Annotated in this window: 31 protein-coding genes and 1 tRNA gene; 13 read left to right on the top strand and 19 right to left on the bottom strand. The window is 49.5% G+C overall.

The genetic code is table 11. From position 1 onward, the window contains the following. Window positions 1-76 precede the first annotated feature (76 nt). Window positions 77-1,285 (bottom strand): glycerol-3-phosphate dehydrogenase/oxidase, encoded by a 1,209-nt coding sequence (locus ACCI51_RS06380; RefSeq protein ID WP_299586785.1) that lies wholly within the window; start codon window positions 1,283-1,285, stop codon window positions 77-79. Next, a complete protein-coding gene (locus ACCI51_RS06375; RefSeq protein WP_371843003.1) occupies window positions 1,269-1,961 on the bottom strand; it encodes a glycerophosphodiester phosphodiesterase family protein in 693 nt (230 codons plus the stop codon). Before ACCI51_RS06375 ends, ACCI51_RS06380 begins: the two co-directional genes overlap by 17 nt. 451 nt (window positions 1,962-2,412) lie before the next feature. Here ACCI51_RS06375 and ACCI51_RS06370 point away from each other — a divergent pair, with 451 nt between their 5' ends. Beyond that, window positions 2,413-2,736: a hypothetical protein gene (locus tag ACCI51_RS06370; protein WP_299586791.1), complete on the top strand. Its 324-nt coding sequence runs from the start codon at window positions 2,413-2,415 to the stop codon at window positions 2,734-2,736. Between the two features lie 103 nt (window positions 2,737-2,839). Then, on the top strand, window positions 2,840-3,523 hold the full coding sequence (locus ACCI51_RS06365) for a fimbrial biogenesis chaperone (RefSeq protein ID WP_371843002.1): 684 nt from the start codon (window positions 2,840-2,842) through the stop codon (window positions 3,521-3,523). 413 nt (window positions 3,524-3,936) lie between these two features. On the opposite strand, the gene ACCI51_RS06360 is transcribed toward ACCI51_RS06365, so the two are convergent. From ACCI51_RS06360 to ACCI51_RS06335, 6 genes are all read right to left on the bottom strand, one after another. Then, window positions 3,937-4,899, bottom strand: a complete 963-nt coding sequence (locus ACCI51_RS06360; RefSeq protein WP_371843001.1) for a hypothetical protein — start codon at window positions 4,897-4,899, stop codon at window positions 3,937-3,939. Beyond that, window positions 4,899-7,406 (bottom strand): TcfC E-set like domain-containing protein, encoded by a 2,508-nt coding sequence (locus ACCI51_RS06355; protein ID WP_371843000.1) that lies wholly within the window; start codon window positions 7,404-7,406, stop codon window positions 4,899-4,901. The genes ACCI51_RS06360 and ACCI51_RS06355 overlap by 1 nt, the downstream gene beginning before the upstream one ends. 56 nt (window positions 7,407-7,462) lie before the next feature. Then, window positions 7,463-7,996: a hypothetical protein gene (locus ACCI51_RS06350; RefSeq protein ID WP_371842999.1), complete on the bottom strand. Its 534-nt coding sequence runs from the start codon at window positions 7,994-7,996 to the stop codon at window positions 7,463-7,465. A gap of 479 nt (window positions 7,997-8,475) precedes the next feature. Further along, a complete protein-coding gene (locus ACCI51_RS06345) occupies window positions 8,476-9,426 on the bottom strand; it encodes a hypothetical protein (protein WP_299586804.1) in 951 nt (316 codons plus the stop codon). Then, complete coding sequence (locus tag ACCI51_RS06340; protein ID WP_371842997.1) at window positions 9,413-11,929, bottom strand: TcfC E-set like domain-containing protein; 2,517 nt, start codon at window positions 11,927-11,929, stop codon at window positions 9,413-9,415. Before ACCI51_RS06340 ends, ACCI51_RS06345 begins: the two co-directional genes overlap by 14 nt. Window positions 11,930-11,977: 48 nt before the next feature. Then, window positions 11,978-12,505: a hypothetical protein gene (locus ACCI51_RS06335; RefSeq protein ID WP_299586809.1), complete on the bottom strand. Its 528-nt coding sequence runs from the start codon at window positions 12,503-12,505 to the stop codon at window positions 11,978-11,980. 276 nt (window positions 12,506-12,781) lie between these two features. On the opposite strand from ACCI51_RS06335, the gene gltX reads away from it, so the two are divergent. From gltX to drt4, 3 genes are all read left to right on the top strand, one after another. Continuing rightward, entirely contained in the window at window positions 12,782-14,257 is a 1,476-nt protein-coding gene (gltX, locus tag ACCI51_RS06330) for a glutamate--tRNA ligase (protein WP_299586812.1), read from the top strand. A gap of 146 nt (window positions 14,258-14,403) precedes the next feature. Then, window positions 14,404-14,479 (top strand) — tRNA-Ala (locus ACCI51_RS06325). Between the two features lie 384 nt (window positions 14,480-14,863). Further along, window positions 14,864-16,477, top strand: coding sequence for an antiviral reverse transcriptase Drt4 (gene drt4, locus ACCI51_RS06320; protein ID WP_371842996.1), 1,614 nt, complete (start codon window positions 14,864-14,866; stop codon window positions 16,475-16,477). A 327-nt stretch (window positions 16,478-16,804) separates the two neighbouring features. Here the strand turns inward: drt4 and ACCI51_RS06315 are convergent, their stop codons facing one another. From ACCI51_RS06315 to ACCI51_RS06265, 11 genes are all read right to left on the bottom strand, one after another. Further along, window positions 16,805-18,007 (bottom strand): tyrosine-type recombinase/integrase, encoded by a 1,203-nt coding sequence (locus ACCI51_RS06315; protein WP_371842995.1) that lies wholly within the window; start codon window positions 18,005-18,007, stop codon window positions 16,805-16,807. Window positions 18,008-18,039: 32 nt separating this feature from the next. Then, complete coding sequence (locus ACCI51_RS06310; RefSeq protein WP_371842994.1) at window positions 18,040-18,285, bottom strand: hypothetical protein; 246 nt, start codon at window positions 18,283-18,285, stop codon at window positions 18,040-18,042. Beyond that, a complete protein-coding gene (locus ACCI51_RS06305) occupies window positions 18,278-19,210 on the bottom strand; it encodes a hypothetical protein (RefSeq protein WP_371842993.1) in 933 nt (310 codons plus the stop codon). The genes ACCI51_RS06310 and ACCI51_RS06305 overlap by 8 nt, the downstream gene beginning before the upstream one ends. After that, on the bottom strand, window positions 19,207-19,653 hold the full coding sequence (locus ACCI51_RS06300; protein WP_371842992.1) for a hypothetical protein: 447 nt from the start codon (window positions 19,651-19,653) through the stop codon (window positions 19,207-19,209). Before ACCI51_RS06300 ends, ACCI51_RS06305 begins: the two co-directional genes overlap by 4 nt. A gap of 66 nt (window positions 19,654-19,719) precedes the next feature. Continuing rightward, window positions 19,720-19,989, bottom strand: a complete 270-nt coding sequence (locus ACCI51_RS06295; RefSeq protein WP_371842991.1) for a hypothetical protein — start codon at window positions 19,987-19,989, stop codon at window positions 19,720-19,722. A gap of 85 nt (window positions 19,990-20,074) precedes the next feature. After that, on the bottom strand, window positions 20,075-20,362 hold the full coding sequence (locus ACCI51_RS06290) for a phage antirepressor KilAC domain-containing protein (protein WP_371842990.1): 288 nt from the start codon (window positions 20,360-20,362) through the stop codon (window positions 20,075-20,077). Further along, window positions 20,359-20,508, bottom strand: coding sequence for a hypothetical protein (locus ACCI51_RS06285; protein ID WP_371842989.1), 150 nt, complete (start codon window positions 20,506-20,508; stop codon window positions 20,359-20,361). The genes ACCI51_RS06290 and ACCI51_RS06285 overlap by 4 nt, the downstream gene beginning before the upstream one ends. Window positions 20,509-20,674: 166 nt before the next feature. Further along, entirely contained in the window at window positions 20,675-20,977 is a 303-nt protein-coding gene (locus tag ACCI51_RS06280) for a DUF7673 family protein (protein WP_371842988.1), read from the bottom strand. Beyond that, window positions 20,974-21,162 (bottom strand): hypothetical protein, encoded by a 189-nt coding sequence (locus ACCI51_RS06275; RefSeq protein ID WP_371842987.1) that lies wholly within the window; start codon window positions 21,160-21,162, stop codon window positions 20,974-20,976. Before ACCI51_RS06275 ends, ACCI51_RS06280 begins: the two co-directional genes overlap by 4 nt. Beyond that, entirely contained in the window at window positions 21,159-21,500 is a 342-nt protein-coding gene (locus ACCI51_RS06270; protein WP_371842986.1) for a LuxR C-terminal-related transcriptional regulator, read from the bottom strand. The genes ACCI51_RS06275 and ACCI51_RS06270 overlap by 4 nt, the downstream gene beginning before the upstream one ends. 216 nt (window positions 21,501-21,716) lie before the next feature. Next, window positions 21,717-22,460: a LexA family protein gene (locus tag ACCI51_RS06265; protein WP_371842985.1), complete on the bottom strand. Its 744-nt coding sequence runs from the start codon at window positions 22,458-22,460 to the stop codon at window positions 21,717-21,719. A gap of 77 nt (window positions 22,461-22,537) precedes the next feature. Between ACCI51_RS06265 and ACCI51_RS06260 the strand changes: the two genes are divergently transcribed. From ACCI51_RS06260 to ACCI51_RS06225, 8 genes are all read left to right on the top strand, one after another. Then, the gene (locus tag ACCI51_RS06260) at window positions 22,538-22,807 is read left to right on the top strand and encodes a transcriptional regulator (RefSeq protein ID WP_371842984.1); all 270 of its coding nucleotides are present in this window, start codon (window positions 22,538-22,540) and stop codon (window positions 22,805-22,807) included. Beyond that, window positions 22,779-22,982, top strand: a complete 204-nt coding sequence (locus tag ACCI51_RS06255) for a hypothetical protein (protein WP_371842983.1) — start codon at window positions 22,779-22,781, stop codon at window positions 22,980-22,982. Before ACCI51_RS06260 ends, ACCI51_RS06255 begins: the two co-directional genes overlap by 29 nt. 280 nt (window positions 22,983-23,262) lie before the next feature. Next, window positions 23,263-24,141 carry a hypothetical protein gene (locus tag ACCI51_RS06250; RefSeq protein WP_371842982.1) on the top strand — a complete coding sequence of 293 codons (879 nt, stop codon included), beginning with the start codon at window positions 23,263-23,265 and terminating at the stop codon, window positions 24,139-24,141. Between the two features lie 25 nt (window positions 24,142-24,166). After that, window positions 24,167-24,412, top strand: a complete 246-nt coding sequence (locus ACCI51_RS06245) for a hypothetical protein (protein ID WP_371842981.1) — start codon at window positions 24,167-24,169, stop codon at window positions 24,410-24,412. 54 nt (window positions 24,413-24,466) lie between these two features. Then, window positions 24,467-25,132, top strand: coding sequence for a hypothetical protein (locus ACCI51_RS06240; protein WP_371842980.1), 666 nt, complete (start codon window positions 24,467-24,469; stop codon window positions 25,130-25,132). Window positions 25,133-25,318: 186 nt separating this feature from the next. Continuing rightward, complete coding sequence (locus ACCI51_RS06235; RefSeq protein ID WP_371842979.1) at window positions 25,319-25,573, top strand: DUF5675 family protein; 255 nt, start codon at window positions 25,319-25,321, stop codon at window positions 25,571-25,573. Between the two features lie 140 nt (window positions 25,574-25,713). After that, a complete protein-coding gene (locus ACCI51_RS06230; protein WP_252084500.1) occupies window positions 25,714-26,070 on the top strand; it encodes a hypothetical protein in 357 nt (118 codons plus the stop codon). Beyond that, window positions 26,067-26,297 carry a holin gene (locus ACCI51_RS06225; protein WP_226648993.1) on the top strand — a complete coding sequence of 77 codons (231 nt, stop codon included), beginning with the start codon at window positions 26,067-26,069 and terminating at the stop codon, window positions 26,295-26,297. The genes ACCI51_RS06230 and ACCI51_RS06225 overlap by 4 nt, the downstream gene beginning before the upstream one ends. The last annotated feature ends 51 nt before the right edge of the window (window positions 26,298-26,348 follow it).

Genomic DNA, 26,348 nt, shown 5'->3' with positions numbered 1-26,348 from the left:
TATATGGGATGTAAAACCCAGACCCTAAGGAAGATATATATCAGTGTCGTGAAATTCGAGGGGGCTGCGGGGAATGTTACAGGTTGCGCTCTCTTTCCGAGGCGCTGGTAGGGCTACTGCTCGGTGGAGGATTTTTGCGCGAAGGGCCTTTTTCTCGCAAGGTAGCCTGTAGTTTTTTCGCCAGTTTGCGCGCGGTGGCACGGTAGCTGGTGAGCTTGCCGCCGGCAACGGCGAGGATACGCGGCCGGCGTTCATTGTCGCAGCAAATCATAGATTCCCGCGAGCGGGCAAATGGGCTCTTCTCCGCTTCTGGCAGGACGCGCAGCCCGGCATAACTTTCGCAAATATCCTCGGCCCGCAGGCCGCGGGTTTGGGTAAAGTGCTGCTGTACGGTGCGCAGTAGGTAAGCTTCCTCTTCGACTGTGGGAGCGACCTCCCGAGGATCGCCGCAGAAGGGGCGCTCGGTCGTACCTACTAGGGTCTTATCCTGCCAGGGCATCACGAAAACTGCACGATTGTCTTCCGCCTCAACATAGAAAATCTTATTGCCCAGAGACAGTGGCAGCAGTATGTGCGTGCCGGCTACGAGATCGATGGGGGGCAGGGACACTGGGGGTGAGCAGCGCGCATTGGTGGTGGCCACCCAGGGACCGCTGCAGTTGACCAGAGCGCGGGTGTGCAAGGTGTTGAGCTTACCGTCGGCTACGTAGTCAACCCGTACTCCCTCTTCGGTGAGTTCCGCACCCACCAGGCTGCCCGGACAGATAATTTGTGCGCCGTGAGCGATGGCGGATGCAACGACGTCGCGGGTTAAGGCGGCGTCATCTGTTTGTGCATCGAAGTAGCGAAATACCGCGAGTAGGTCCTCCCTTTTCAGGCCTGGCAATGTATCCCACTCGGATTTGGACAAAGCGCGAAAGCGCGAGGCCTCACTGCCAATACCAGAGAGCAGGGCGTAAAGGCTGAGCCCCAGCCTGACCATCCACGGCGGCCGCTTGCTGTGGCGGTAGACGGGTATATAAAAAGGCACCATGCGCACCAGCTGGGGTTTGTTTTCCAGTAGCCAGCTGCGCTCGCGCAGGCATTCGTAGACGAGACTAAACTGCCCACTCTCCAGGTAGCGCAAGCCGCCGTGGATAAGTTTGGAGGAGCGTGAGGAAGTCGCTGCGGCGATACCCTGTTGTTCCAGTATGACGACCGAGTGACGGGCCTTGGCCAGGGCCTCGGCGGTACCGGCGCCGAGAATTCCCGCGCCAACTACCAGAACATCAAAATCCGTAGACATCACTGGCTTCCCGAGAGCGCATCAGCAAAGGCAGATTACCGGTGAGAATATGGTGAGCACCGCGGCGGCGCCAAAGTACGGCCTCCTCGGTGGAGTTTATTTCGTAGACAACCCACTGCCAGGGGCCGGGCGGTAGTTCCTCGCAGTCGACAAAACTGTCGCGAATCAGGAGGTACTCCGGGGCAAGCGTGACGATATCGGCCGATAGGCAGCGGGGCACGTTACTGATTTGCAGTGCCACGCGATCCCAGCCCATATTGCGGGCGGCGCGGAGACTGCGGCAATCCTGTGTGAGCAGGGCAAAGGACTCGCGCTCATTGCGCATTTGCTCCAAGAGCTTCTGCACCGCTTTGGTAAAGCCGATGTTAGCGATATTGGCTGCGGAAATACCCACAAACCAATCCAGGTGCCGGTGACAGCTGGCCCAATCCACGAGCTGCAAAAAAGAATCAATCGGTTGGCGATTGAGTTGCGAATCCCTCAGCTCGTGGAAAAAGTGTTGGCGCTTATCGCTGGGCAGAGACAGGGTATCGCTGTGAAAGCACCAGGGGGTGCCGTCAAGGCTAAAGCGAACATCGCACTGGATAGCACAGGCGCCCAGGTTGTGGGCAGCCTCGAAGGCGGCGATCGTATTCTCCGGGTGGCGGGTTTTGTCGCCTCGGTGTGCGATTAGCATGTGAATAAAATCCGGAAAGCAGGCGTTATTGTTGGCTGGATATGGGCGCTTGGCGCTCAGTAACCCAAGGCTCAATCGGCCCAGGGTGGAACCGGGGCTTACAGGAAAAATAGACCTTGGCGGGGCTGTTGCAAGTGGAGTGGGGGTGAAAGTTGGAGGCGAATGAAGCTTCCCCTTAGATGAGTGAAATCTTTAGAGTCCTCGCCGGATGAGGCCTGCGGGCTGAAGTCACTGTGCGGTAGCTCTCGTAAAGGGCGGAGGTTTTGTGCGATCCACAGTGCCCGATAGAGATCTGCTTGAAATGCCCGCAGGGCTACCCGGGCCTATTTAGCGGTTCTTTCTGGCTGCCCAAGTGGCAGCGTGCACTTCCATTGCTAAAATTAGAGTGGATCGCCCATTTGTAGTCTGTACGGATGTAGTTTTCCGTATTGTAAAGAGGTGTGAGGCGCCTATGGCCAGTATTCGATTGATAGTGATTTTCCTTGTTGGGTGTTTCACTTGTATTTTTGCAGGGAATACAGCTGCCGCTAATAGTTCAGCCACAGCTACGGCACAAATTATGTTAATTTTTCCGTCGAAAACAACTTGGAGGCAGGCTGAGGCTGGCAATCAACATGACTTCTGTCTACAAAATGTACCGACCCAGCACATCAGTGTGTCGATTTTGAAGCAGAAACTCAGTAACAGTGCGCAAGCTTTCGATTTGGGTGCACAGGGGTGCTTATCTGAACTGGATACCAAAGGAGTTTCAGAGTTGATAATTAGCGCAGAATAACTATCTTGCACATGAATTCCTATGCAAGTTTAAACAGTCGCCATTTTCGTCTAAGCGTAATAACGTATTTCGAATAAGAACCTCTAAAATTACTCGGTTACTTATGAAAAAGCTATTTATTGTCTTTATATTGCTGGTTGTCCAGCCAGCAATGGCCGCTATGTCGGTGGATAAAATTGTTCTCTATTTGGAAGATGGTCCCAGTTCAAGGGATGATATCGTCGTCAGTAATCCGGATGAAGAGCCGCTTTATGTAAAAACGGAAATTTTCCGTGTGGACAATCCCGGTCGGGAGAATGAAGAGAGAATCAGGGTGATAAACCCCGATGAATTCAAGCTACTGGTGAGCCCCGCAAAGGCTGTGTTAAGCCCTGGTGAGCGAAAGCGCTTCCGTTTTATGGCCCTCGATCGCAATCTGGATGAGGAAAAGGTCTATCGGGTGACCTTTAGACCAGTAGTCGGTGAAATTAAAGCCGAGCAAACCGCATTGAAAATTCTTGTAGCCTATCAGGCGCTGGTATTTGTCCAGCCAGAGGACGGAGCTTACAAGGTTGGATTATTAGAGGACGGCGGTACTTATCATCTCACCAATAAGGGCAATATTAATGTCGAAGTTGTTGAGGTGCGTCATTGTTTTTCTGAAACAGAATGCGAAAAAATAGAAACTTCAGGGCGGCTGTATGCTGGTACCAGTATCGAGGTGGCCGATGTGCCGGCCAAAGGTGAGCTTGAAGTATTACTGCGTGGACAAAAAAGTGAAAGAATCCGCTTCCCTCTAGAGGGATAAGTATGGGGATATACCGCAAGGCATTGCAATTCTGTCTTGCGGTACCGTCACATCCATGGCCCTTTTAGTATCCTTTAAAGGCAGTTCTCATATTAATTCCCCTCAGTTTTATTGCTCTGAAACTCTCCTAAATTGGCGCTAACGGATATCAAGGCGAAACCTTATAGCGATGCCCCTAAGGGAGTAATTGCTTTCTCTACGGTGACAGGTTATGTCTGTGACAGCTAGGTAAATACCCACTTGCCTTCACAGGTTGCTATGGCCATTTTGGGGTATGTTTGGATTTATGGATTCTGGAAGGCTGGATGCTCTTTTTTAGGTTTTTAGGGTTTATAGCCAGTGTTAGCTAAAAATGCTTAACCTTCCCATGAATAGTGCAGGCCTTAACCCCTTTTCTTTTTTCCTGATTGGCGTTACTGGCTGGTCACTGTCACGGTTAAAACATCAGTATAGTAGGAGCCACGTGCCTGTTCCCAGCTGCCGGCTGGAATAGAGACAATGAGTCTAGCGTTGTCTGTTAGGCAGGCGCCTGGCCGGTGGTTATTCGTAAGGGTGGCCCGAGTATGCCCTGAATTGAGTGTTCGGGTACTTTTAGTTTGATTCATATCATCGGTAAAAGATGCAGCGTATGGGAGGCTGTCCATGGGGTTGCTGAGTTGAAACATGGTTGTTCCTTTGAAATCTGAGGAAATCCCATTTCTACTGGACAAGCTCACCAGGTAACTACTAAAACCTTTACCATCCACACAGAAATCTTCATAGCCCATAATATCTTGGCCTGGATGGAAGTGAGAACCATTAATATAAATATTGCCGAGATTTCGAATTTTAATGCTTGGCTTAACCTCTAGTTCAATATCAAAATTCACGGTTTGAGAAATCTCTGAGGAGGTGTTCAAATACTGCATAACCTCCATTTGAAAGGTTCCGTGGTAATAACTGGAAGTTATGGGGGAGGACGGATCAACGTTAACACTCAGTAGACTATTTATGTCGTTGAGATTTCCTGGAAATTGTTGGCTAAATTGGCCCGGGTATAATGGAGTGGAGGATCTACTCCTGTAAGAAAAAGTGAGATTTACTTCCAGCTCTTCACCGCTGTCAGAAAGCAAACGAAAGTTGCCCCCGCTGGCATGTTCAACCTTAATCGCAAACGGTTGCGCATGACCACCACTATTGCTGCGTAAGGTAAAATCCACATCTTTCCTGCTAGCTTCATAGTTGATCGTATGGCTGCCCTGTAGATTGCAGGTTCGTAGTTGGGTATTTCCCGTGCAAACGGCCAGGGCTTCAAAGGGCTGCATTAATATCACGCCTGCGAAGGTATGTATCCAAGTTTGGGAAATTCTTTGATACCGTTTTTTAATGTTTTTCATTATTTTTTGCTTACTTTGAAGGGGGGTAGGCAATAAGCATCGGATTGTTGCAGTGTGCCAAGATTGATCCAGTTTTCCCCAGAGTCTTCTACCTGAACATCAATACTGCAGTTAAGCCACTTAACCTCTAGGTTGGAATACCCGTTAATGTCAATGGGGATTTCTAATTGAAACACGCCGAATCTGTCAGTTGTTACTCGGTGGCTGTCGATGGTAACTAATGTGTCTGGAATGCCGTTGCCAAAAGACGTTAACCTTCCCATTATTACGTACAGTGGTTGGATGATATAATTGGCCTCGGTCACATTTCCTGGATATAGTGTGACAAACTGACTTTTTTCCTTGTATTCATAAAAACCATCGTCAAGAGGCCGTAAAGTGATATCGTAACTGCGAAAAGGTGGGAGGTTAATTACGGATTTTTTACCGCCTTTGGCATAACCACGGCGTGAGTTATTCACGAGAACTTCAAAATCCTTATCTTTACTGCCATCGATATCAACGATAATGGCACTTTCCAGAGATCTCTCCCCTCCCCAGGCAAACTGCTTTCCTGCGGTAATAAGGTTTGTGCTGAAACTGCCGAGATAATTGGTTGTACGGTTGTTGTTTTCATCGCTCAGGCTGATTGATGAGTGAATAAAACCCTGGTGGCCTGACAGGCGGCTACGGCTTTCTAGATAGTAGCCATTTTTTGTGGATTCTACTCCCAAGGCTTGCTCTACTTCGGCGGCCCAAAGTTCACGATCATTCCATTTGCTGTCAAGGCTGAATCTACGGGGATCATTACTCGGGTTGTCGCCAAATTCTCTGCGAACGTTGGCGAGGTGTTGCCACTGGTTAGTTTGATGTCGAAGTTGAAAATCAATACTTGAATATTTTTCACTGTCTGCTTCGTTGTACGAAAAAGTAATATCTCCGAACCAATTATTTTTTTTCAAAATTGTGCGCTGGTAAGAAAGGGTGGCAAGTTTGCGATTACTGCGCGTGATATTCTCTAGTGATGAGGTGTCGGCATAGAAAATATTTGTACGGTTTCTTTTGCTGTATCTAAAGGCAAGACTCCCACCATAAAATTGACTTTGAATACCTACGCTTCTGTAGGACAAGCCATTGCGAAGCAATGCGTATTCAGAGAAGTCATAGGAGTCTTCTTTGTTGGTGTCCGCCGTTGAGGCATTTAATGTAAAGAGTGGCGTTCTGAGACGCGCGTCAATCCTGTAGCCATGCTGTCCTTTTGAGCCTATTAAAACATTCGGTGAGAGTTCGAGTTGTGCACCTATCCAACGGGTTCCCAGTTCCAGGAGTTGCTGGTTTTCAGTGGCAGAAATTGCGCTGAATAAAGCGATATTTTCTGAGACTCTGCGGCCTAAATAGGCTTGTAGAAGTCCTTCATTGTAGTAATTTGGCAGGTCGCTATAGCTGTTCGATTTTGTGGGCATCCCCGCCAATAAGCTCCAGTGCCACTCTCCTGGGGCCGGCAGATAAAAATCTTTAGCAAAGAATTCTGAGAAGCTTGTGAGGGGGCGGCCAGATTCATCAAAGGTCCGAATCTCAATATCATAAGCGCCACTGGGCAAGTTTGATGTATCGAGCAATTTATTGCCTGCGCTAAGCAACTCACTATGAATCAGGCGGTTTTCCCGGTAGATTTCCACACGCCCACGTACAGGCATGTTGACTTCAATAAGAGCACCTTGCTGATGCGAAATATCTGTCCGGGTGTGGTCTGAATTACGAAACTCTACGCCAAAAATGGTTTGTGAAGGTGTAAAGTACCCGAAGTTTCCCTGTGGTTGAAATAATCCCGCGGAGTAGATTTTTCCGCGAAAATCCTTGGCCCAATGCAAGCTGCTAATCTGAGTGCCCTGCTCGTCCGAGAAGTGCCAATCACTGCGGAGAGCCCCCTCGCCATACCCGGCAATGGTGGTGCCGTTAAAGGTTGCTCTATAGCTGTTATCGATGCCTTCGGACTTTGTCCCTGACCAAGTTGCCCCTAGGTTTTGCACCAGGGAGAATTTGCTACTCGAGGCTGGCAAGTAAGGATCGCTGATCGCTTCTTGATGCGGTAATAAGTCGGGGGAAAAATACACATCGAGGCGGTAATTGTCATTGTCATAAATTACTGCGAAATCTTCAGGCGTTAAATATCCGCAGTCAGGTTGTGATAAATTGTGGCATATTCGATGTGTATTTTTATTCTGTGGCTGTTGCAGGAGCTCTTTAAGTCGTTCGGAATCTAGCGTGACTGGGAGCAAATTAAACACAGCTATGGGATCATTAAACTCTATATATTTCGGGAATACGGTGATTTCCGACACGCCGATTAACTGGCCGCCGTAGTAGATGTCAGCCCCCGTAATTTGTGGGCCACTCAGGTCCTCAAATCCACTTGGGATGCTCGTTTCAATCGGTGGCTTGGTTGCTATCTCTGCGAGCGCGCTTTTAGATACAACAAAGAGAATGCAGAAGGAGTAAGTAAAATACTTGATAAATTTTATTGTCATAGGGCATCTAGGGTATCTTGTTGGCGGCTGAATCTAGGATGCAGCCGCCGAACCAATTACTCAGAGGTTACCGTTATTGTTAGTGCATCGGTATAGGGACCGCCACTTAGAATAGTGCCGTTTTCCCAGCTCGCATTCAAAATGGTGATCTCAAAGCGGGAATTGTCCACAATGCCAATACAGCTGGTGGCTATATCGTTGAGAGCTTGCCCAGTAAGGGCTGTGCCTTCAATAATAGGTGTAAATATGCCAGCGGTACTATTATCATACCCGACAAGATAGGGAACTTTATTTCCGCCACCGACAAGTTCGAATACACCGACACCATTGTCACTCTCAAAGAGAATTTCAAATGTACTAAAGCCCATTCCAGCCACACAAAAATCTTCGATTGCTTTAGCATCTGTACCAGTTGCAGGGTCAACAATCTGTACATTTTGTACAGCAGCGATATCAATAGCATCAGTGAATTGTAAAGAGATATCCGATAGCGCCGTATCATCTACGGCAAAAGATCCTGGCGATATTGCAAGAGTTAGACAGACTATTGTTCCGCCGAGTAAGGCGTGATTAAAATTATTTATTTTCATATTTTTATCCTTTTAAGGGAAAGTTGGCATCCTAATTATTATTGCCAGTTTTATTGTTTGTTCCGAGTTGCACTCTTGCCGATTCATTATGCGGCCCCGCAAGGATAGTAATTTATTCTAGGTTTGCTCTGTAATTGGTTGCATTGAGTGTCTTGTAAGGTTTTATGCGACATTTTTATTGATTATTTTATCTTTGTGGGTAGGGGTGACGGTTGCTTGGTTGTTTATAAGTGGGGATATGCAAGAATTAAATTAGCTGGGGATGCAGGCAGTTTTTTTGGTATGTCAATTTTATTGCTGAGGTGCTCAATGACTTGATGTAATTTTTATTAAATGAGTATTTATACGGTATTCAGGTTGTTGGCGTTTTGGTGGCGAAGGTTTAGATTGCTGATTTTAAGCTGTTTTAAAAGTGTCTTTATTTTAAGCTAAACAGGCGGGGTTTATTTAAAATGTGTAACGAATGAGGTAGCCGTTAACTATTGACTACTGACCGTAATAGTTAGTACGTCCGTATAAATAGGCTCCCCGGCCTGCTCCCAGTCGGAAGGGGCTACGGTGATATAGACCCTGGCATTTTCATTGATACAGGATTCATCGGTACGCCGGATAAAAGAGCCGGCAATGTCACCCTGGCTGCCTGGGAAACTTGAGTTATTGCTATTTAAATTATCAGAGAAACTGATTGAATACGGAATGCTCTCACTGGCCCCGCGCAGAGCAAAGGGGTGAGTACCAGTCCCTCCCGTACTGCCATTACCACTAGATAGGTTGACCTTGTAGCGATCAAAGCCAATACCACCTATACAAAAATCTTCATGCCCCTCAATCGCCTGACCAAACGAGATACCCGAATTACTCAGGTCAACATCCCCCAGATGGCGAATGGTAATGTTTGGCTCCACCTCCAAAATGATATCAAAGTCTACTGTTTCGCTATCGGTCACGAAGACAAGGAAGTATTGCTCCAGGGTTAACTGGAAGCTTCCCGTGTATTGATTGGAGGAGGGGGTTTTGGCGTTGTCAATTTCTACTAAAAGAGAGGCGTTGGTATCGTTGCGGCTACCGTTAAAAGGGCCTGCGAGAGTGTTGAGCGTGAGCGACTGGGCATCGCTATTGCTGGGGTCTAGGGTAAAGGATATATCCAGGATATCGCCATTGTCGGCAGTCAGTGTAAAGCTATTCCCACTCAAAGGCGCAAGCTCTGCATAGTAGGAGAAGGCGCGGCCACTGAATGCGCTTCGGCTGCGCAAAGTAAAGGCTATCTCCTTGGTATTGGGTTGGTAATTCAGACTGTGTGTGCCACCAAGGTTGCAGGTGCGTAAGCTGTCATTACTGGAGCAACTTTGTGCCTGGGCCGGTGTATAGCAAGACAGAAAAAGCAAACTCAGCCACAGGAGTTTGCCGAGAAGGTCTTTAACGTTGCGCACCGATTACCTCCGCGGTGTATTCAACTTGGCAGCTTGCCTCGGATTGTTCAATGGTACCGATATTCAACCAATTCTCTCCGGCAGACTGAATATTTATGGGGGCACGGCACAAATCCCAGGTTAATTCCTGGGAGAGGAGGCTTTTCTGGTTTGTATTGATTTCCAGCTGGAATACGCCGTACTGATCGGTTGTGGTACTGTGTCCGCCGATGGAAAGACGGGTGTTTGGCAATCCCTCTCCCATATCGGTAAGGCGCCCCAAAATGAGCCGCTGTTGCTCTATTTGATAGGTCGTGGCGTTCACATTGCCGGGATACAGGGTAAAGGTTTCACTCTGCTCGCGGTAATCGAAGAAACCGTTATCCAATGGACGCAGAGAGAGGTCATAACTTTTAAAAGCGGGTAAGTTGATGACAGATTTTTTACCGCCCTTGGCATAACCGCGTCGGGTGCCGTCCACTAACACTTCAAAATCCTGCTGATCACTCCCATCAATTTCAATAATGACTGCGCTTTCCAATGTGCGCTCGCCGCCCCAGGCGAGGGTATTCCCCGTTGCAATCAAATTGGTGCTGAAACCGCCCAGGTAATTGAAAGCTTTGCCGGTGTTATCGCTATTAAAACCCAAGGTGCTGTTTAAATAACCGAAATGGCCGGCGAGATAACTGCGACTTTCTAAGTAGCGAGTCTGTGTGCTTTTCTCCGCGGAAAGCTGTTGCTCAAATTCCGCAGCCCATAAGTCTCTATCGTGCCAGCGGGTTTGCAGGGCCAACCGCTGTTCACGGCCACTGTGGTTGCTGCGTTCACTATGTAGATTTGCGCTGTGCTGCCAGTGTTTGGAGCGCCGCCGGAATTCTACTTCCAGGCCGGTGTACTCATGTTCGTCGGCCTCACTATAGGAGAGGGTTGCGCTGCCGAGCCACTTTGCGCTTTTGAAAATATTGCGCTTAAAAGAGAGCGTGGTGAGTTTGCGTGCACTTTCCAGCCTATCGGCCTGTTCTCCGGGTAGTAAATGGTAGGAACTATCCCGCTCGCGCAAACGCAAAGCCAGTTGCCCCCCAAATAGACCACTCTGCACAGCCAGGCTGCGCTGTGAATAACCACTGGGCAGTAACTGTAGGCTATTCGGCTCATTAAAAATGGTGGCGTTATCCAGCCTGGTATCAATGGCACTCAGTGTGGCGAAAGGCGTTTTCAGCAGTGCTTGAATCCTGTGGCCACTGCGTCCATCGTCGCTGGTCACTAGGCTCGGCGAAATCTCAAAGTAATGCCCTACCCAGCGGGTGCCGAGTTCATAGAGTTGTTGCTCCCGCGTAGAGCTCGCCGCAGCAAAGAGCCCCAGATTGCTGGTGAGCCGGCGGGAAATAGATCCTTGCACTAACAAATCATCGTAGCGCTTGGGCAGCATTTGCGTATTACTAAAGGAATGCGCAGGCTGCCCCGCGTGAAAATTCCAGGACCACTCCCCAGGGGCGGGCAGCAGGGAATCCTTGGTAAAAAATTCAATGTGACGGTGCAATGCCCGGCCCATCTCATCAAAGGTGCGCACTTCTATTTCGTAGGCGCCGTGGGGCAGGGTACTGGTATTAAGCAGGCGGTTACCGGCCTCCAGCATTTCCGTGTGAATCAGCCGCTTATCCCGATAAATTTCCACGCGCCCGCGCACCGGCATATTGATTTCAAGCGGTGCACCCTGCCGGTGTTTGGTGTCTGTGCGACTGAGCTGTGAGCTGCGCAACTCCAGTCCATACAGTGTGTTTTGGCTGCCGAAATAGTGCCAGCCTCCCTGGGGTTGTAATAAACCAACTGAGTAGGCTTTTCCGCGGTAATCCCTGTACCAATGCAGTGCGCCAATTTGGTTGTGCTGCTCTGTGGCGGCGGACCAACGGGCGTGTAGGGCGCCCTCGCCGAAACTGACGATAGTATTACCATTCAAAGTTGCGCTGTGGCTGTTGCCTCCGCGATCACTTTCCACTCCACTCCAGGTGCCGTTGAGGTTTTGAACAATCGAAAACGCACTGGTAGATGCAGGGAGATAAGGATCGGTAATAGCCGCTTCTTGTGGCAATAGGTCTGCGGAAAAAAACAGGTCGAGCCGATAGCGACTCTCGTCGTAAATCACGGCCACCTGTTCGGGTAGTAGGTAGCCACAGTGCTTTTGCCGGGTAGTGCGACATAAATACTGCGAGTTTTTGAGCAAAGGCTTGCTGATTGCCGTCAGCACCGCCGCTCTATCCAGTAATTCTGGCAGATGCGGGAGTAATAATTCGGGCTGGTCGAAATGAATATGGGTGGGGTCAGCGGTAATCTGCGCTGCGCCGATATAACGGCCGCCATAGTAGAGATCCGCCAGCAACTGCTGTGGTTCGATTAGTGTATCAAACCCTTCCGGCGCAGAGGTTTCCAGCAGGAAAGTCGCTGCTGTGGCTGCGAAGGTATCGGTGTGAATGGCCTGCGCCAGGCAAAAAACCAGCGCATGCCATTTATTGAGACATCCTGCCATAGACGGTGACCGGTTTGGCTCGAGACCCTACCCGGTCACACCGCAAAATTATTCAGAGGCTACGGTGATCAGCAGGGTATCGGTATAGCTGGTGCCATTGAGGACATCGCTGGTCTGCCAATCGCCATTGGCAATAGTGATCTGGAATCTGGCGTTGTCTGAACCACTGCAGGAAGCGGCATTGCGGGTTTGCCCGGTGACTGCCTGACCTTCGTTGACTTGGGTAAAGGTTCCGCTGGTGCTGTTATCGAAGCCTACGCTGTAGGGTACATCGAGACCGTTGCCGGAAAGGCTGAATGCGTTATCGTTAATACCGTCATTACTTTCGAAGGTGATGCTGAAGGTAGGGAAGCCAAAACCGCCAATACAAAAATCTTCGCTGGCAACCGCATTGGAACCCAGCGCGGGATCGGTAATTGAAATATCACCAACTGCAGCAATTTCAATAGTTGGGGTGAACTCTAGTTTAATTATGCTGCTTGAGTCAGCCGTGGCTGCCATGGTGGCTGCCGAGGTGCTGAAAAAGATGCCTGCTGTGAGCGCAGAGACCAGTGAACGAACTACATTTTTGTGCATGGCGTATCTTCCTGAGCCGTTGATTTATCGTTCTGTGAAAAGCTGCTCGCGAAGATCCTGCACGGGTCAGGGGTACTGCGTTAGTCAAGCTATTCCATCTTTGTGGCGGGGATAATACTTTTTTTGTGATCTAAGTCACGCCATTTGTGGGTGATTTTTGATTTATGGCGTCAAAAAGATCTTTCTGTTAAAAGCTCCGCGCCTGTGCCGAACGCCCGGCCAGCGCTATAATCTCGCGCCTTTAGAGTCCTTCATTCACCCTCAGTCAGGTTTGTCATGACCGTAAGAACCCGAATAGCACCGTCTCCAACCGGTGATCCCCATGTTGGTACCGCCTATATCGCTCTGTTTAATCAGTGTTTTGCCCGTGCCCAGGGTGGCCAGTTTGTGTTGCGTATCGAAGACACCGATCAGCAGCGCAGCACTCCGGAATCTGAGCAGGCGATTCTCGACAGCCTGCGTTGGTTGGGGCTGGACTGGCAGGAAGGACCCGATGTAGGTGGCCCGCACGGCCCATACCGCCAGAGCGAGCGCGGCGATATTTACAAAACCCACTGCGATGAGCTGGTAGAAAAGGGCCACGCCTTCCACTGCTATCGCACGTCAGAAGAACTGGAACAGTTGCGCGAAGGTTTGCGTGAAGCCGGGCGCACCTCACTGAAACCCAGCGATTTGGCATTGCCGGAAGAAGAGGTGGAAAAACGTCGTGCCGCCGGTGCCCCTTTCGTCGTGCGCATGAATGTACCGGAGAGCGGTACTTGCGTGGTGGAAGATCTGCTGCGCGGCTCTATCGAGATCGACTGGGCTCAAGTGGATGCGCAGATTCTGCTTAAGTCCGATGGTATGCCCACTTATCATCTGGCCAACGTGGTAGATGATCACCTGATGGAGATCACCCACGTCCTGCGCGGGGAAGAGTGGATTAACTCGGCACCCAAGCACAAATTGCTGTACGAATATTTCGGCTGGGATATGCCGGTGCTCTGCCACCTGCCGCTGTTGCGTAATCCGGACAAAACCAAGCTGTCCAAGCGCAAGAATCCTACTTCTATTCTTTATTACCAGCGCGCCGGCTTTATGCCCGAAGCCCTGCTCAACTACTTGGGCCGCATGGGTTGGTCCATGCCCGATGAGCGCGAGAAGTTTTCACTGGAAGAAATGTTGGAAGACTTCGATATTCACCGCGTCTCTCTGGGTGGCCCGGTATTCGACGTGGAAAAACTGTCCTGGCTGAATGGTCTGTGGATTCGTGAGTTGGAGAACGAACAGCTCGCCGACCGTTTGATCGACTGGATGTTTAACCGCGAAAACCTGCTCAAGGTACTGCCCCACGCCAGGGAGCGCATGGAGACGTTTGGCGACTTCGCACCACTGGTGAGTTTCCTTGCCGCGGGCCAGCTGCCACTCAGTGAAGAGAGCTTCAAGGGGAACAAGCTGGAGTTGGATGAGCAGAAGAAGTTGCTGCAATTCGCCCTGTGGCGCTTGGAAGCCCTACGCGCCTGGGACCGCGACAGCATCTTCCAGGCCGTGAAGGCTCTGGCCACGGCCATGGAGATCAAGCTCAAGGACTTCAACGCGCCCCTGTTTGTCGCCATCAGCGGCACCACCGCCTCTTTCTCAGTAATGGACGCTATGGTATTGCTGGGCCCCGACCTCAGCCGCGCCCGCCTGCGCCAGGCCATCGACGCCCTAGGTGGCGCCGGGAAGAAAGTGCTCAAGCGCTGGGAAAAGGAGTACGCCTTACTCCCATAAGTACTCACAGCCCCCGGCAGGGGGCTGTTCCGGGTTTGACGCTAACTAATTGATTAAAAAGTTATTTTTTCTGTTGACAGGCGCCTAAACCTTGCTAAAATGCGCCTCGCTTTCAACGGAAACGTTAAGCAAAGCAAAAAGGATTTGGGGCTATAGCTCAGCTGGGAGAGCGCAACACTGGCAGTGTTGAGGTCAGCGGTTCGATCCCGCTTAGCTCCACCAAATTTCCCTTGTCTATCAAGGGGTTGCGGAAGAAGAGAAATTGACTTCTGCAAGGTGTACACAAACTGTACATAAACCCGCACACAAACTTATGCGGGATGAAAAAAGGGCCTTTCGGGCCCTTTTTTTTCGCCTGAAATCTCCCCCTCTTAGTACTTCTTTCCAGCTGATTTTTCTTTCCTAGGGTAAGGTTGATCTCACTTTCTATTTTCGAGGTTAAGGATTAAAAGTAGTTATTGCTCATCTGTTTTTCTTAGATACTACTAGTTATGGGGACTGCGTTTTCCCTAAGATTTTTGTGTGATTGGAGGGGTAATTTGTAAGGATGGGTGATATAAATGAGTATCTATTAAATGAATTGAAATTCTCAGGTAGTGAAGGACCATGCTAAAAAAGGAAGACATTTCCGATTCATTATTGAAGTGGAATTACTTTCCCGTGCAGAAAAAGGATCGTGAAGAGATTCCCCCGATTTTTAACTCTTCAATGTTCGATAAGGAAGTCGCGAAGTCAGTAATTCGTGGGGTTAAAGCTCGAGCAGGTGGCTATGATCAAGTGGAATATCGGTCCACGAGGTTTACGAATGTTCCTAGAGCACTATCAATACCGCATCCGAGGCCATACGCTGAGTTGTGTCTTGAAATTCAGTCAAATTGGGAGGAGATATCAAGTATTGAACAAAATACTTCGAGCATTATAAAGCCACAAGCCCATAAAGATGGTCGCTTGATAATCATGGATTACGATAGCTCTCAAAGATTTTCCCATAGACACTTGAACAAGTCGCTAGGCATGAAGTTTGTAGTCCATACTGATATATCAAATTTTTTCAATTCAATTTATACGCATGCAATCCCGTGGGCGCTTGTAGGGTTTTCTGAAGCCAAAAAAAATCAAGACCCAAACGAGTGGTACAACAAACTGGATAAACTTCAGCGCCAATGTAAAAGAGATGAGACAATGGGAGTTCCCATAGGGCCTGCCACTTCAAATATATTCGCAGAATCAATTTTGCAGCGAGTCGATGAAAGATTGAGGGGCTCAGGTTACTCATTCAGCCGTTACATTGATGACTATACAGGATACTGTAAATCTAATGAGGAAGCGGAATGTTTTATCTCCGACTTGGGCAAAGAGTTAAAGCGATTCAAGTTAATTTTAAATTTGAATAAAACTTACGTTTTACAGTTGCCTGAAGCAGCAAGTGATGATTGGGTTGCAGATCTAAGTACTAGACTTCCTAAAACAAAAAAAGTTACCTTTCTTGAGGCGACGAGGTATCTTGATTACGCAGTTTCAATTCAAAGAAAAACACCTGATGGTAGTGTTCTAAAGTTCGCTGTAAAGGCGATATCTTCCAGAGTCGATATTGAAGCCAGGCTCTCATTGGTAAAGTATGCGCTTAATTTAGCCTTCCATTACCCAGTGATAATTCCATTGCTTGACCCATTACTAATTGGTTTAAATGTGACTGAAGGGTTTGATCTTGAAGGTCGCTTACTTAAGATTCTCACTGAAAATATCAGTTGTGCTAGATCGGATGGCATGTCTTGGACAATTTACCTCCTGAGAAAGCACTGTTTGGTAAGATTGTCAGAGAATATTGTGGATAAAATAATCGAGACTCAAGATTGTATTTCAATTACGATGCTGTATTTGATTGGTGGGTGTGAAGATAAAGTTATTAAATTTGCCAATCAAATAGTCTCTCAAGATCTTTATGCTATTGATGAGCAATGGCTGCTTCTTTATCAGATGTTTTTAGATGGAAAAATCAAAAACCCTTATTCAGATGCCTCTTTGTATTCAGGTATAAGGAAGAAAAGTGAGTCGGAGGAAGATGTTATGCGGAGGGAGGTTCTATGTTTTAATAGATTAAAAGAGAAAAAAATATCTTTCATCGATTTATCATGCTTGAAAAGGAAGGATTCAAATTCATTTAAGGAGCTACTCTTAAGTCTAAATTTTAAGCGCATTCGTAAAAGGATAGGGGTTTGAAGTGGGCATTATTGGTTTGGTTATAGTCTCCTAGTTTCTGGCTGAGATCAGGTTGAGTGAATGATTTTAGGTAAGTGAGAGAATCTACTTGTCAAAGATATGGAAATAAATGGCTCTACAGTTTCTAAGTTCAGCCTTTTCTGGTGAGTCAATTATACCTTCCTGTAGGAACTATCAGCTGATGTCAAAGGTCAACTAAAAAGCTATTTTTGAGTGTGGGAACTTTATAAGTTCTTGCTGCTGTTCTGAATATAGTGTAATGCCTTTGGGGACGCTAGGTAAAATATTGAAGTTTTTTATGGGCTGTTTCATCAGGATTTTAATTTTCTAAAACTCTCTTCCAATAGCCTGCTCATCCAAATGGATACTAATCTCCTCATAATCAATACCGTGTCCCGCCTGATAAGACTGAGTAACCCGCTCATCTGTGTGCGCCATCAATTGCTGTACTGATTTTACGTCGTACCCCATTCGCTTAAACCGGTCTGAGGCGAGACTGCGCACTTCATGGAAACTGGGTGGGGTTTGGTCTTTGGGCAAGCCGATATAAAGTCCAGTAGCGTTGCGAACTTCGGTAAACATATCGCTCAGTCGGTCGGGGATTACCTGGCAAACATGCTCTTTAATTTTCCCTGTCCGCCGTTGCTTGGGTGTGTGGCTCAGTATGTAGGGGCAGCGGTAATTTCTTAGACTGAGTTCTCTGGCGCGGCTAATAAGTTTGCCAAGTTGTTGGTGGGTTTTTAAATTAAAACTTAAATGGCTGGCGGCGAGGCTGTCCCGTTGTGCTTCGGATTTATTAATCGTTTTGCGAAGGTGGTCTCCTTGCAGATGTTTCTCAAAGTTCAGCTCACAAATATCAGCGCGGCGCATGGTAGTTAGCATGCTGATACCCATGGCAACCTGTAGCGCTTCATAGCCTAATTCCCCAGCCTTTTCATAGATGGTCCAGTAAGCTTCCAGGGTTAAGCGTTGGCGCTTTTTAATGGGCTTTCCTTTTTCCAGCAGGCGCGGTCGGTCATCGGCTGTGGTGAAGGGGTTGCTTTCGAGCTTGCATAATCCCTCGGCCATTAGGAAATTAAAGAATTTATTAAACTCCGCGCGGCGCGCATGTTGCTGGTGATAGGTAAGGGATTCCCACCATTTGCGCAAGTCAGCCAATTTGGCTTTATGTATAGAGATGGCTTCGAAGTCTTCGCCAAACCTTTTCAGGGCGTTACAACGATTGCGCCAGCTGGACTTGTTGGATAGGCGTGGGTCATTTTCAATGCGCCAATCTATATAGCGTGCAGCGTGGTAGGCAAAGCTAGCTCTATCAGGCGCTTTCGCCGGCTTGCGTTCTACCTTTATACCTCGTTGAGCATTAGCTTGCTCAGCCATGCGTATAGCTTCTTCAAGCGATGCAGAGAAAACTTTATCCGTTAGATCGGGGCGACGATAGCGCCAATAGTTTTCCCGCCCGCGTGAATCTGGATATAGGTTATCGGGTAATAAAGTCTCACCCACCATACGGGGCTTCTTTGGTCTGGCCATTTCCTTGCTCGACTACTTCTATTTAATTGGGGTTAGCCCGCCAGCAGGTCCATCCCGGTCTTGGGTTGGCCATCGTTGGCGGAGGTGTTCTGGGCTGGGGTTTTGCCGGTATGGTCGCGTATGGCGAATCGGTCGGCATCCACATAGGGCTCCCCGGCGATGATCTGGCCGGGGATATGCTCGGCCTCTATCCACTCCAAGATTTTCTCTTTGCCTGGGCGGGAGCCTTTTTCGAATTGCTCTTTGGCCCAGGTGATCCCTTTAACCAGCTTACCCATTGGGCAGCCCTCCCTGACTCGCCAGGAAGTATCCCCGGCCATTTTTATTGAGTGTTCCTGCTTGTTGCAGTGCTTTGAAAACAGGATTAACGGTTTCGTAGCGAAGGCGTAGATCTTTAATGATGTTGCGCATCACTGGCTTCGGGCCGAACTCCCCAACACTGATTCGCTGGGCCAGTTGCTGTTGTTCTTCATTGAGGTGAGCGGTGTGTAACGGTTGTGTTTCCACCGTTTCAGGCTGTTGCAACGGTTTAGTGGCGCGTTTTACAACTGTTGCAGCGGCGTTAAATGCGAGCAATGCGACCAGCCCTACGATGTCTGTGATGATCGCCAGGACGAGGAAGCCAATATGCTGAACCTTTGCCGGGTCTGCCTTGAGGGTGCCCGCCAAGCTGTTAAAGGCGCTGTGCGTGCTGGGTGCTTGCTCGATTGTGGATAGCTTTTCTATCAGCTGGGTGCGCTCAGTCTCCAATGTGGATAACTGTGCGGCAGTATTAAGCGCGCGTTGGCGGTAACCGTTGTTGGCATCGGTATTGATCAGGCCGTTTAAGGTGTTGATCTGCTGTTGCAGGCTGTTGAGCTGCTGTTGCAGCGCTTGGTATTCCTGGCTGTTGCGGGTACTGCGTTGTTGCTGCTCTTCGCTGTGGGTGGCGAGGAATCCAACGGTAGCGACAATGCTGATCAGTACCAGCAGGGGCCAAAGGCAAAGCAGGGCATAGCCGCTCTTTTGCCCTTGGCTGCACAGCCATAGGCCCAGCGGGGCAAAGCTGAATTTGCACAGCTCCAGGGCCACCGCAGTGGCACCGGCCACCAGCTGCCCGCCCAGGCCTGCGGGCATGGATACCCACAGCTGCACGGTAAACACGAGACTGGTGCCGCAGAAGATCAACGCGGCGATGCCGGTGAGGGATTGCCAGAGCTTCACGCGGCTCTCCCTTTTTCCTGTTTGCGATTCGGCAGAATCTCCGCCTGCCAACCGTGGTCTTTGTAGTGGTTGGGGTTGGCTTGGTTTTGGATGGTGTCCAATTCTGGGCGCACTAATTCGGCAAGGTCATTAAGGCGGACACCGTAGGCTTCGAATTCGGTTGAATCAGTGTAGGTTTCACCTTCTGGGGTTTTACACTCAACAAATACCGTTACCAGCCAGTGGTGTTGCCAGTTCAATATTTCATGCTGGTAATCTGCGCGAGCGATATCGCCCACGGCGCCACGTTGGCGTCGGTGGGTGATTTTTAAAATGGGATCGCCATCGGTATCCAGGCCGGTACTGCTACGCGCGGTGAGGATTAAACCGGGTAGCCAGCGGTTAACCAAGCGGGCATGTTGAGCCTGTCTGCTCATGGGTTTGCGGGGTTTGCGCTTGGCCATTCTCTATTCCTCAATCTCTTCTACCCACAAAGCCCGCACTGGGCGGGCTTAGGTCGGCATTTAATTTCAGCAGGCCTGGGGCTGGGTGCTTTCGAAAAGCCCTGCCGGGCAGGTCTTTTCTTTCCGTTCCTTTAGCTTTCCATCCACTACGCTGTAAATTTTTGCGGTGTCTATTTTCTTGTCGAATATCTGTACCCAGCGGGTGAAAATATCGTTTTTGGCAATTTGCGTTGCCACTTCAAAGGCTTCTTTTTCTGTGTGGTATGACTGTTTAAAATCTTTCACGCCACCCATCATTAGGTTGTAGGCGCCGCTAAATAGAGCGTATCGTTTCATTGGTTTCTCCCATTTTTAAAATGGGCTCCATACCGGCAGCCCTAACGGTTACAGCTGACTGATGCGCCTGGGCGCGGTTAAATTTTTAGCTGGCTTTGGGTATTGGCTTGTCTTCAACAAAGTCGCGAATCCAGACCATGCCTTTAGCGGTTACCTTGGTGGTGATGTACTGCACCTTTACCGGACCGCGGTTATATTCGGAGATCTCTGCAATGAGCAGTTGCTGCGAAACAGCCTGTTTTGTTGGCGTGTTGCGCATGGGTTCGCGGTTATGCAGCAAGCCGTTTTCCCGCATTAATTTCAGTAGGGTATTTCTACCCAGTTTTACCTCTCTGGCGGCCTGGGTGATGGTGAAGGTTTTTACCTTTTTCACACTGCCTCCTGTTTTTTGGGTTTTATTTGTGGGGTTTGGGCTTGTTGAGCTGCGAGTTTGCGCAGTTGATTTATTTGGATTTGTTGTAGCTGTACTGTGCGTGCTAGCTCTTCGTAAAGTTCTAAAATCCGGCTAAATTCACTCATGGCTTAACCCCGTTTTTTTTGAACGTCCTTTCTCTGCCGATGGCCGGCTCCCAGTATCGGCAGGGCTGACAGTTCCAGCCGCGTAATTGCAATTGCCCGTTAAATACGGGTTCTGCGGGTTTTCCGCAGTGGTGGCAGGGCATTTGCGGGAGCGGCTGGGTTTGGCTCACGCGGCTTCCTTCCTCTGTATTTCCAGGTGGTTCCATTCGCGGTAGAGGGCGTTTAGTTTTTTCTCGCCGTCTGCAATTACGCTTTGCGGTGCTCTGCCGTGGTAGCGCAGATTCATTACGTTGATTGCGTGTTCATAGTTGTCGCCATCCAGCAGGGAGAGGCTGGCAACGGGGACGGCGAAATCCCTGCTATTCCAGGCTGAAAGCAAAACCTGTGCGGCGACTTCACTCGCGCCGGAGTTTCTATTGGCTACGTGGAGCAGGGTTTCTACGCTCTGGGTGGGACTAAAAGTATTCATGCGGCATCACCTCCAAACGGTGGCCAGTCGTTGTGAGCAGGCTGTACGGCGGCGGGCTTTGGCTGCACCAAGTGGATACGTTGCGATTTGTGGCTGCCGCAGTCGATCAATGCAATACGGCGTTTAAGGCGTTCAATATTGCTTTTACTCATAGCCGTTGGGTGTACAAACACGGTGGCGGTCATGCGATTCCCTCCCGGTTGTTGCGGATACGGATAGTTCGAACAGAGGGGCGGCGTTGGATACGGGTGCGCAGTTGTTCCTGTGCATCGGCACCAATACCGCTAATGATCGAGGCGATTAAGGCGAGCTGAATTAATCCGTGTTTAACCGCTTTGGCCACCGCGTCTGTGCTGTTGCGGGCGTGCAGCTTGTAAAAGCACTCGGCAAGCAGGTTGGTAACGTTGGTGACGGAGCACCGCATCGCCTGGGCGGTCTCGCGATTGGAGAGTCCACGCGCTCGATGGGTCAGCGCTTCGGCCTGGCGTGGGGCCAGTGGTCTGAGGTGCTTGGCGGTGTGCATTTGGGTGCCCTGTCCTTGGTGGTTTCCGCATATTTCTGCAACAGATAATATCAGGGGTACTTCTTATGTAAATACCCTGGGTATTATTTTGTGGTGTTCAAGTATTAAGGCGCGCCAGAGATTTAGGTTGGATAAAGAGGGTTGATTAAGCTGAGGCTAAAGGTGGGAGGGCCACAAGGGTGGCCCAGGGAGAGGTAAGGGCCACCTCTTCATGGTTTATAGGTCGATTTCAACTTTTTTTGCTACACCCACAATGCGACAGTTCCCATTAATCGGGATTGGTGCGTAGTTCGGGTTAAGAGGTTTGAGGTATTTGTTGGGGCCATCAATTACGAGCTTCTTGATGGTGGCTTCTTGCACATCAATCAATTTGGCAACAACGATAGAACCGTTCGTGTATTCCACGTCAGGGTCAACAATCACTATCGACCCGTGGGGAATACTAACTCCCGCAGGTGAGGTCATTGAGTCACCTTCAATGCGTAAGGCAAATGCATTTGGGCCAACCTTTGCAGTTGTCTCCCGCCACTCTTCAGCGTCTCCAGGCTGAAAGTTATCTACAACTTCTGCCCACCCTCCAGCCTGCACAGATGAAATCAGCGGCACGGTAGTACGGTGTGGTGGGATTGGAGATTGGGTTCCTGATGCATTGCTAACTCCTTGTAATACGTCCTCAGTAGTGGCGCTTGGATTTGATCGCCTTCCCAATTTAACTACCTGATTAGGGTCAATGTCACTAGGCTCGACATGAAGTAGCTGGGCAAACTTAATGATTGTCTCGGTGTTGAGAGCAATGCGGGCGTTTAAATAGTGTCCAACTGCGCCCTGAGTAATTCCCAAGGCCGCGCCAGCTTTCTCTTGGTTGAGGCCAAGCTCCCCTTTTTTTGCAAGCCAAATGCGCCGGAGGCTTTCCGACAGCTGCAATTCGCTTTCAGTGAGTTTGCGTTTCGATTTATTCATCGGTTGAGGTTAATAGCGCGACTATTGAAAAACAAATACCCTGGGTATTGATTGATATTAATATCTGAGGTATTAATATGCGTATGAACGCAATAAAAAATGCGGTGAACAAAGTAGGCACACAAGCACGCCTGGCGGAACTCCTTGGGGTTACCCAGGGGATGGTTTCTGCATGGTCAACCGGACGAAAGAAGGTTGCCCCGCACTGGTGCTCTCAGATTGAACGTGCAACTGATAAGACTGTTACCCGCTATGAGCTACGCCCAGATATTTTTGGAGAGCCGGTATATACCAATACCCCAGTTCAAGCTACAGGAGGTGGAAACGAAAGCCCTCGGAATCAGTGAGCCCACCATCAGAAACTTACTGAATGAAAAACATGGTGCGTCAGCTGAATTGGCTCTGCGCGCGGAGCCGGTGGCAGGTGGTGTGGTTCGGGCTGTGGATCTTTGCCCGGAGCTGGTTCAGCTGTTTGAAGCTGCTGATCAGCAAGGTATGCCAGAAGTACGGCAGGCAAGTTAAGCCCACGCGGGTTTTCCAGTGAAACCAGAATAACGATCATTTTCAAATCCCCATTTTGTAGTCCTGCCATTCTGCGGTGAATGAGGGTTGGGATGAATGCATTGCGGTATATGGGGATTCATACAGGGTCGGAGAACCAGCTGACGACCGGGGAAAAACGATAACAAGTCTCTGCGTCTTGGGTGCTTCTGATCGGTGGAATTCACTATGCACGACGAGTGAAATCAAGGATAGGTAAAAAAACTATGTTCAAATTACTTTGTTCCAAGGGGGATGCGGCATGATTCGTCGAAGTGCTCGGCCATCATCAAATTACTTGGTGGTTGCTAATTCGGTTGTGTGCGATCGCCGTATTTCTTTCGCGGCTGGCGGCTTGCTGCTGCACTTGTTGTCAAAGCCTGATCATTGGGAAGTTTCCCCTTCGGCATTGGCTAAAGAGGCTCAGGAGGGCAGGGATAAGGTCTACAAGCTGTTAGGTGAGTTGATTAATGCTGGATATTGCAAGCGAATTACTCGGCGTGGTGAGCGGGGAAAAATAGTCGGTACAGACTATGAAATCTCTGATACCTCACGAGATGCTGATCCACTTCCTGAAAACCTGGATACGGATTTACCGGATACGGATTTACCGGATACGGATTTACCGGATACGGATTTACCGGATACGGATTTACCGGATACGGATTTACCGGATACGGATTTACCGGATACGGATTTACCGGATACGGATTTACCAGATACGGGTTTACCGTATCCGGATTTGCCGACACAAGAAAGTAAAGATACTAAGAAAGTAACCAATCTAGAAAATAACCAGAGAGAGAGCGGTCAGGGTGGTGCCCTTGCTCTCCGTCAGGAATCCGCCCCGCCATCGAAGCGTGGTACTCGCCTTCCCGATGATTGGCAGTTAACCCAAGAATTTTACACTGAGGCGGCCAAGACGCGGCCAGAGGTGATGCACCAGATCTACGACATTGCGGCTAGCTTTGGTGATTACTGGAAATCTCAGTCAGGCAAGCAGGGGGTGCGGCGTGATTGGTTGGCGGTGTGGCGCAATTGGGTGAGGCGCGAGAAGTTTATTCCACCACAGCGGGCCGTGCCTCAGCAGCGAACACGGGACCGCCCCATCGGTGAAATGCTGACAGACACTGGCTGGTAAACACGGGTTTTCAAGGAACGATGCTATGACCGTTGTGACTCTCATCGAGGCGACAGAGCGAATTATGACAACCGCTGCGAGTAGACCCCTAGCGGCATTCCGCACGGATAACCCGCGCCAAGTGGATCTGGTGTTTGCTCATACGGTGGTGACTCAAAATAAAATCCGAGAGGTGCATGAGGATTATTTGGGGACTTTCCACCGGGATAATTTGCATGTGGCGAGGAAGGTTTTTCAGGAGTATTTCGATCGTTTTCAGGTGGCTGCGTGATAGGGCCCTGCCGGGCCAGCTGGGGTTAGTGTTTACAGTCTTGGGGGAGGTGGCATGAGATTCGATTCAGCGAGACAGGCTTGGCATGATGCCTTTGATGGCTCTGCGGCGGCGTTTGATTATGAGGCTATGGGCAATAGGAGCACGGTCACCTCAAAGGCTCGGCGAGGGCGGAAGTTAATTATTCGGGGTGAGGTGCAGGGAGAGGCTAATCAGGTGATTTGCCGCATTGATGCGCCTCGGGTGAGTGGTGTTGAAACGGTTGTAGGCAAGGGTAGCGGTGGACGAGTTATGGATTCCTGTGAGAAGGGAATCATTCAGAGCGTGGTTGCCAAGCTGAGACAAAGTGATCCACTGGCTTACTGCTGGGGCATGGCTGCCTATGCACCACCGGCAAAAAGATTTAAAGAGCGGGCGGCGCTATTGCAGTACTTGATGTCTGAATTCGATAAGTGGGAGGAGCCGCACCCGAGGGATAAGGTTAGCCAGCTGGCGTTATTTTGTATTAGTGCGAGTGCGTTGCGGGATGTGAATGGGCGTAAGGTGGATGTGAAGCAGGCCCGCGCTATTGTTGGCTGTAATAAACCTGCCTGGGATCTGGAGTGGAAGAATATTTGGCGTAAATTACAGAGACGTTTGGACCCGCTACCAGCGCGTGCCCTGGGTCCTGTTTCTGAGATTGTGGAGGGTTACAAAGAAAAGTTTCTGAAAGTGGGTTGACAGACTTTGACCCAGGATGGTACTTTTTTTCTAGCTTGCGGTATTTCCGCTTGCAACAGAAACCCGGCTCCCCCAGCCGGGTTTTTTCGTTTCTGACTTTCTATTTTTCATTGCTCCGTCACCTGTACTTGGCGGCGTTCTTGTGGGCGCCGTTTTTTTATTCCTTAGCTCTGCGAGCGGAAATTCATGAACTGCAACCTGCAACGATTCGCCTATGGGCCTGATGCCACATTGGGGCGACTGAGAGTGCGCGACTGTGTGTTTTATACGGTAGAGCGCCCGTGGTTGGGGAATCGTCCGTTCGAGAGCTGTATTCCTGAAGGGGTTTATTCCTGTAATCCCTATAACTCACCGAGGTTCCCCAATGTGTGGGAGCTAGAGGAAGTCCCTGGCCGTACAAAAATATTGATCCACACCGCGAATTATTCGGCGGATGTGTAGGGCTGTATTGGAATTGGTTCTAACCTGGCGCCCGGTGGTTGGTGGGTGACGCACTCCCGCAGGGCGATGCAGCAACTACGAGAACTACTGCCGCCTAAGTTTGATCTGACAATTACGCACTATGTGCCGGAGTATCCGTGATGGGTATTTGGTCTGGAGTTAAGGGTTTATTTGCTGGCCCTGAGTCTGCGGGCAAGGTGCTGGATGCCACTGTAAATACTGTGGATGCGGTGTGGTTTACCAATGAGGAAAAATCCCGTTGGTATCTCAAGTACCTGGAGGCCACGCAGCCTCAGAACAGGGCACGACGATTAATTGCCTTTCTGGTGACATTGGTTTGGGCGTTGCTGGTTTTATTTATTGCGGCGGCCATGGCTTTCAAAGCGCCTTTTGTAGCAGACCTAAAGGGCCTGCTCGTTGATGTGGTTGTGCAGCCTTACAGCATCATCATCGGCTTCTATTTCGTGAAGTCATGGGTGAGTGAGGTTAAGCGGTGAACACTGTAGCTCAAGAGGCAGCGAGGGAAGCCATGGTTCAGAAGGTCGCCAGTGCAACCACGACGGTTGCTGCGGGTACAGCGGTAGTCGGTGGATATGCCGCACAAGAGTTATTGGCGGTTGGAGGTTTCTTGATTGCCTTGAGTGGGTTCATTGTGAATTGGTATTACAACCACAAGCGCTTGAAGCTGCAAGAACAGCAGCAGGGTGGGGATGATGGACGTTAGTGTAAAGCTGGATACCTCAAAGTTTGATCGAGCATCGGCTGAATTAAAAAA

The sequence above is a fragment of the Microbulbifer echini genome, assembly GCF_041447225.1.
Lineage (GTDB): Bacteria > Pseudomonadota > Gammaproteobacteria > Pseudomonadales > Cellvibrionaceae > Microbulbifer > Microbulbifer echini.
This window is presented reverse-complemented; position numbering and strand designations above follow the sequence as displayed.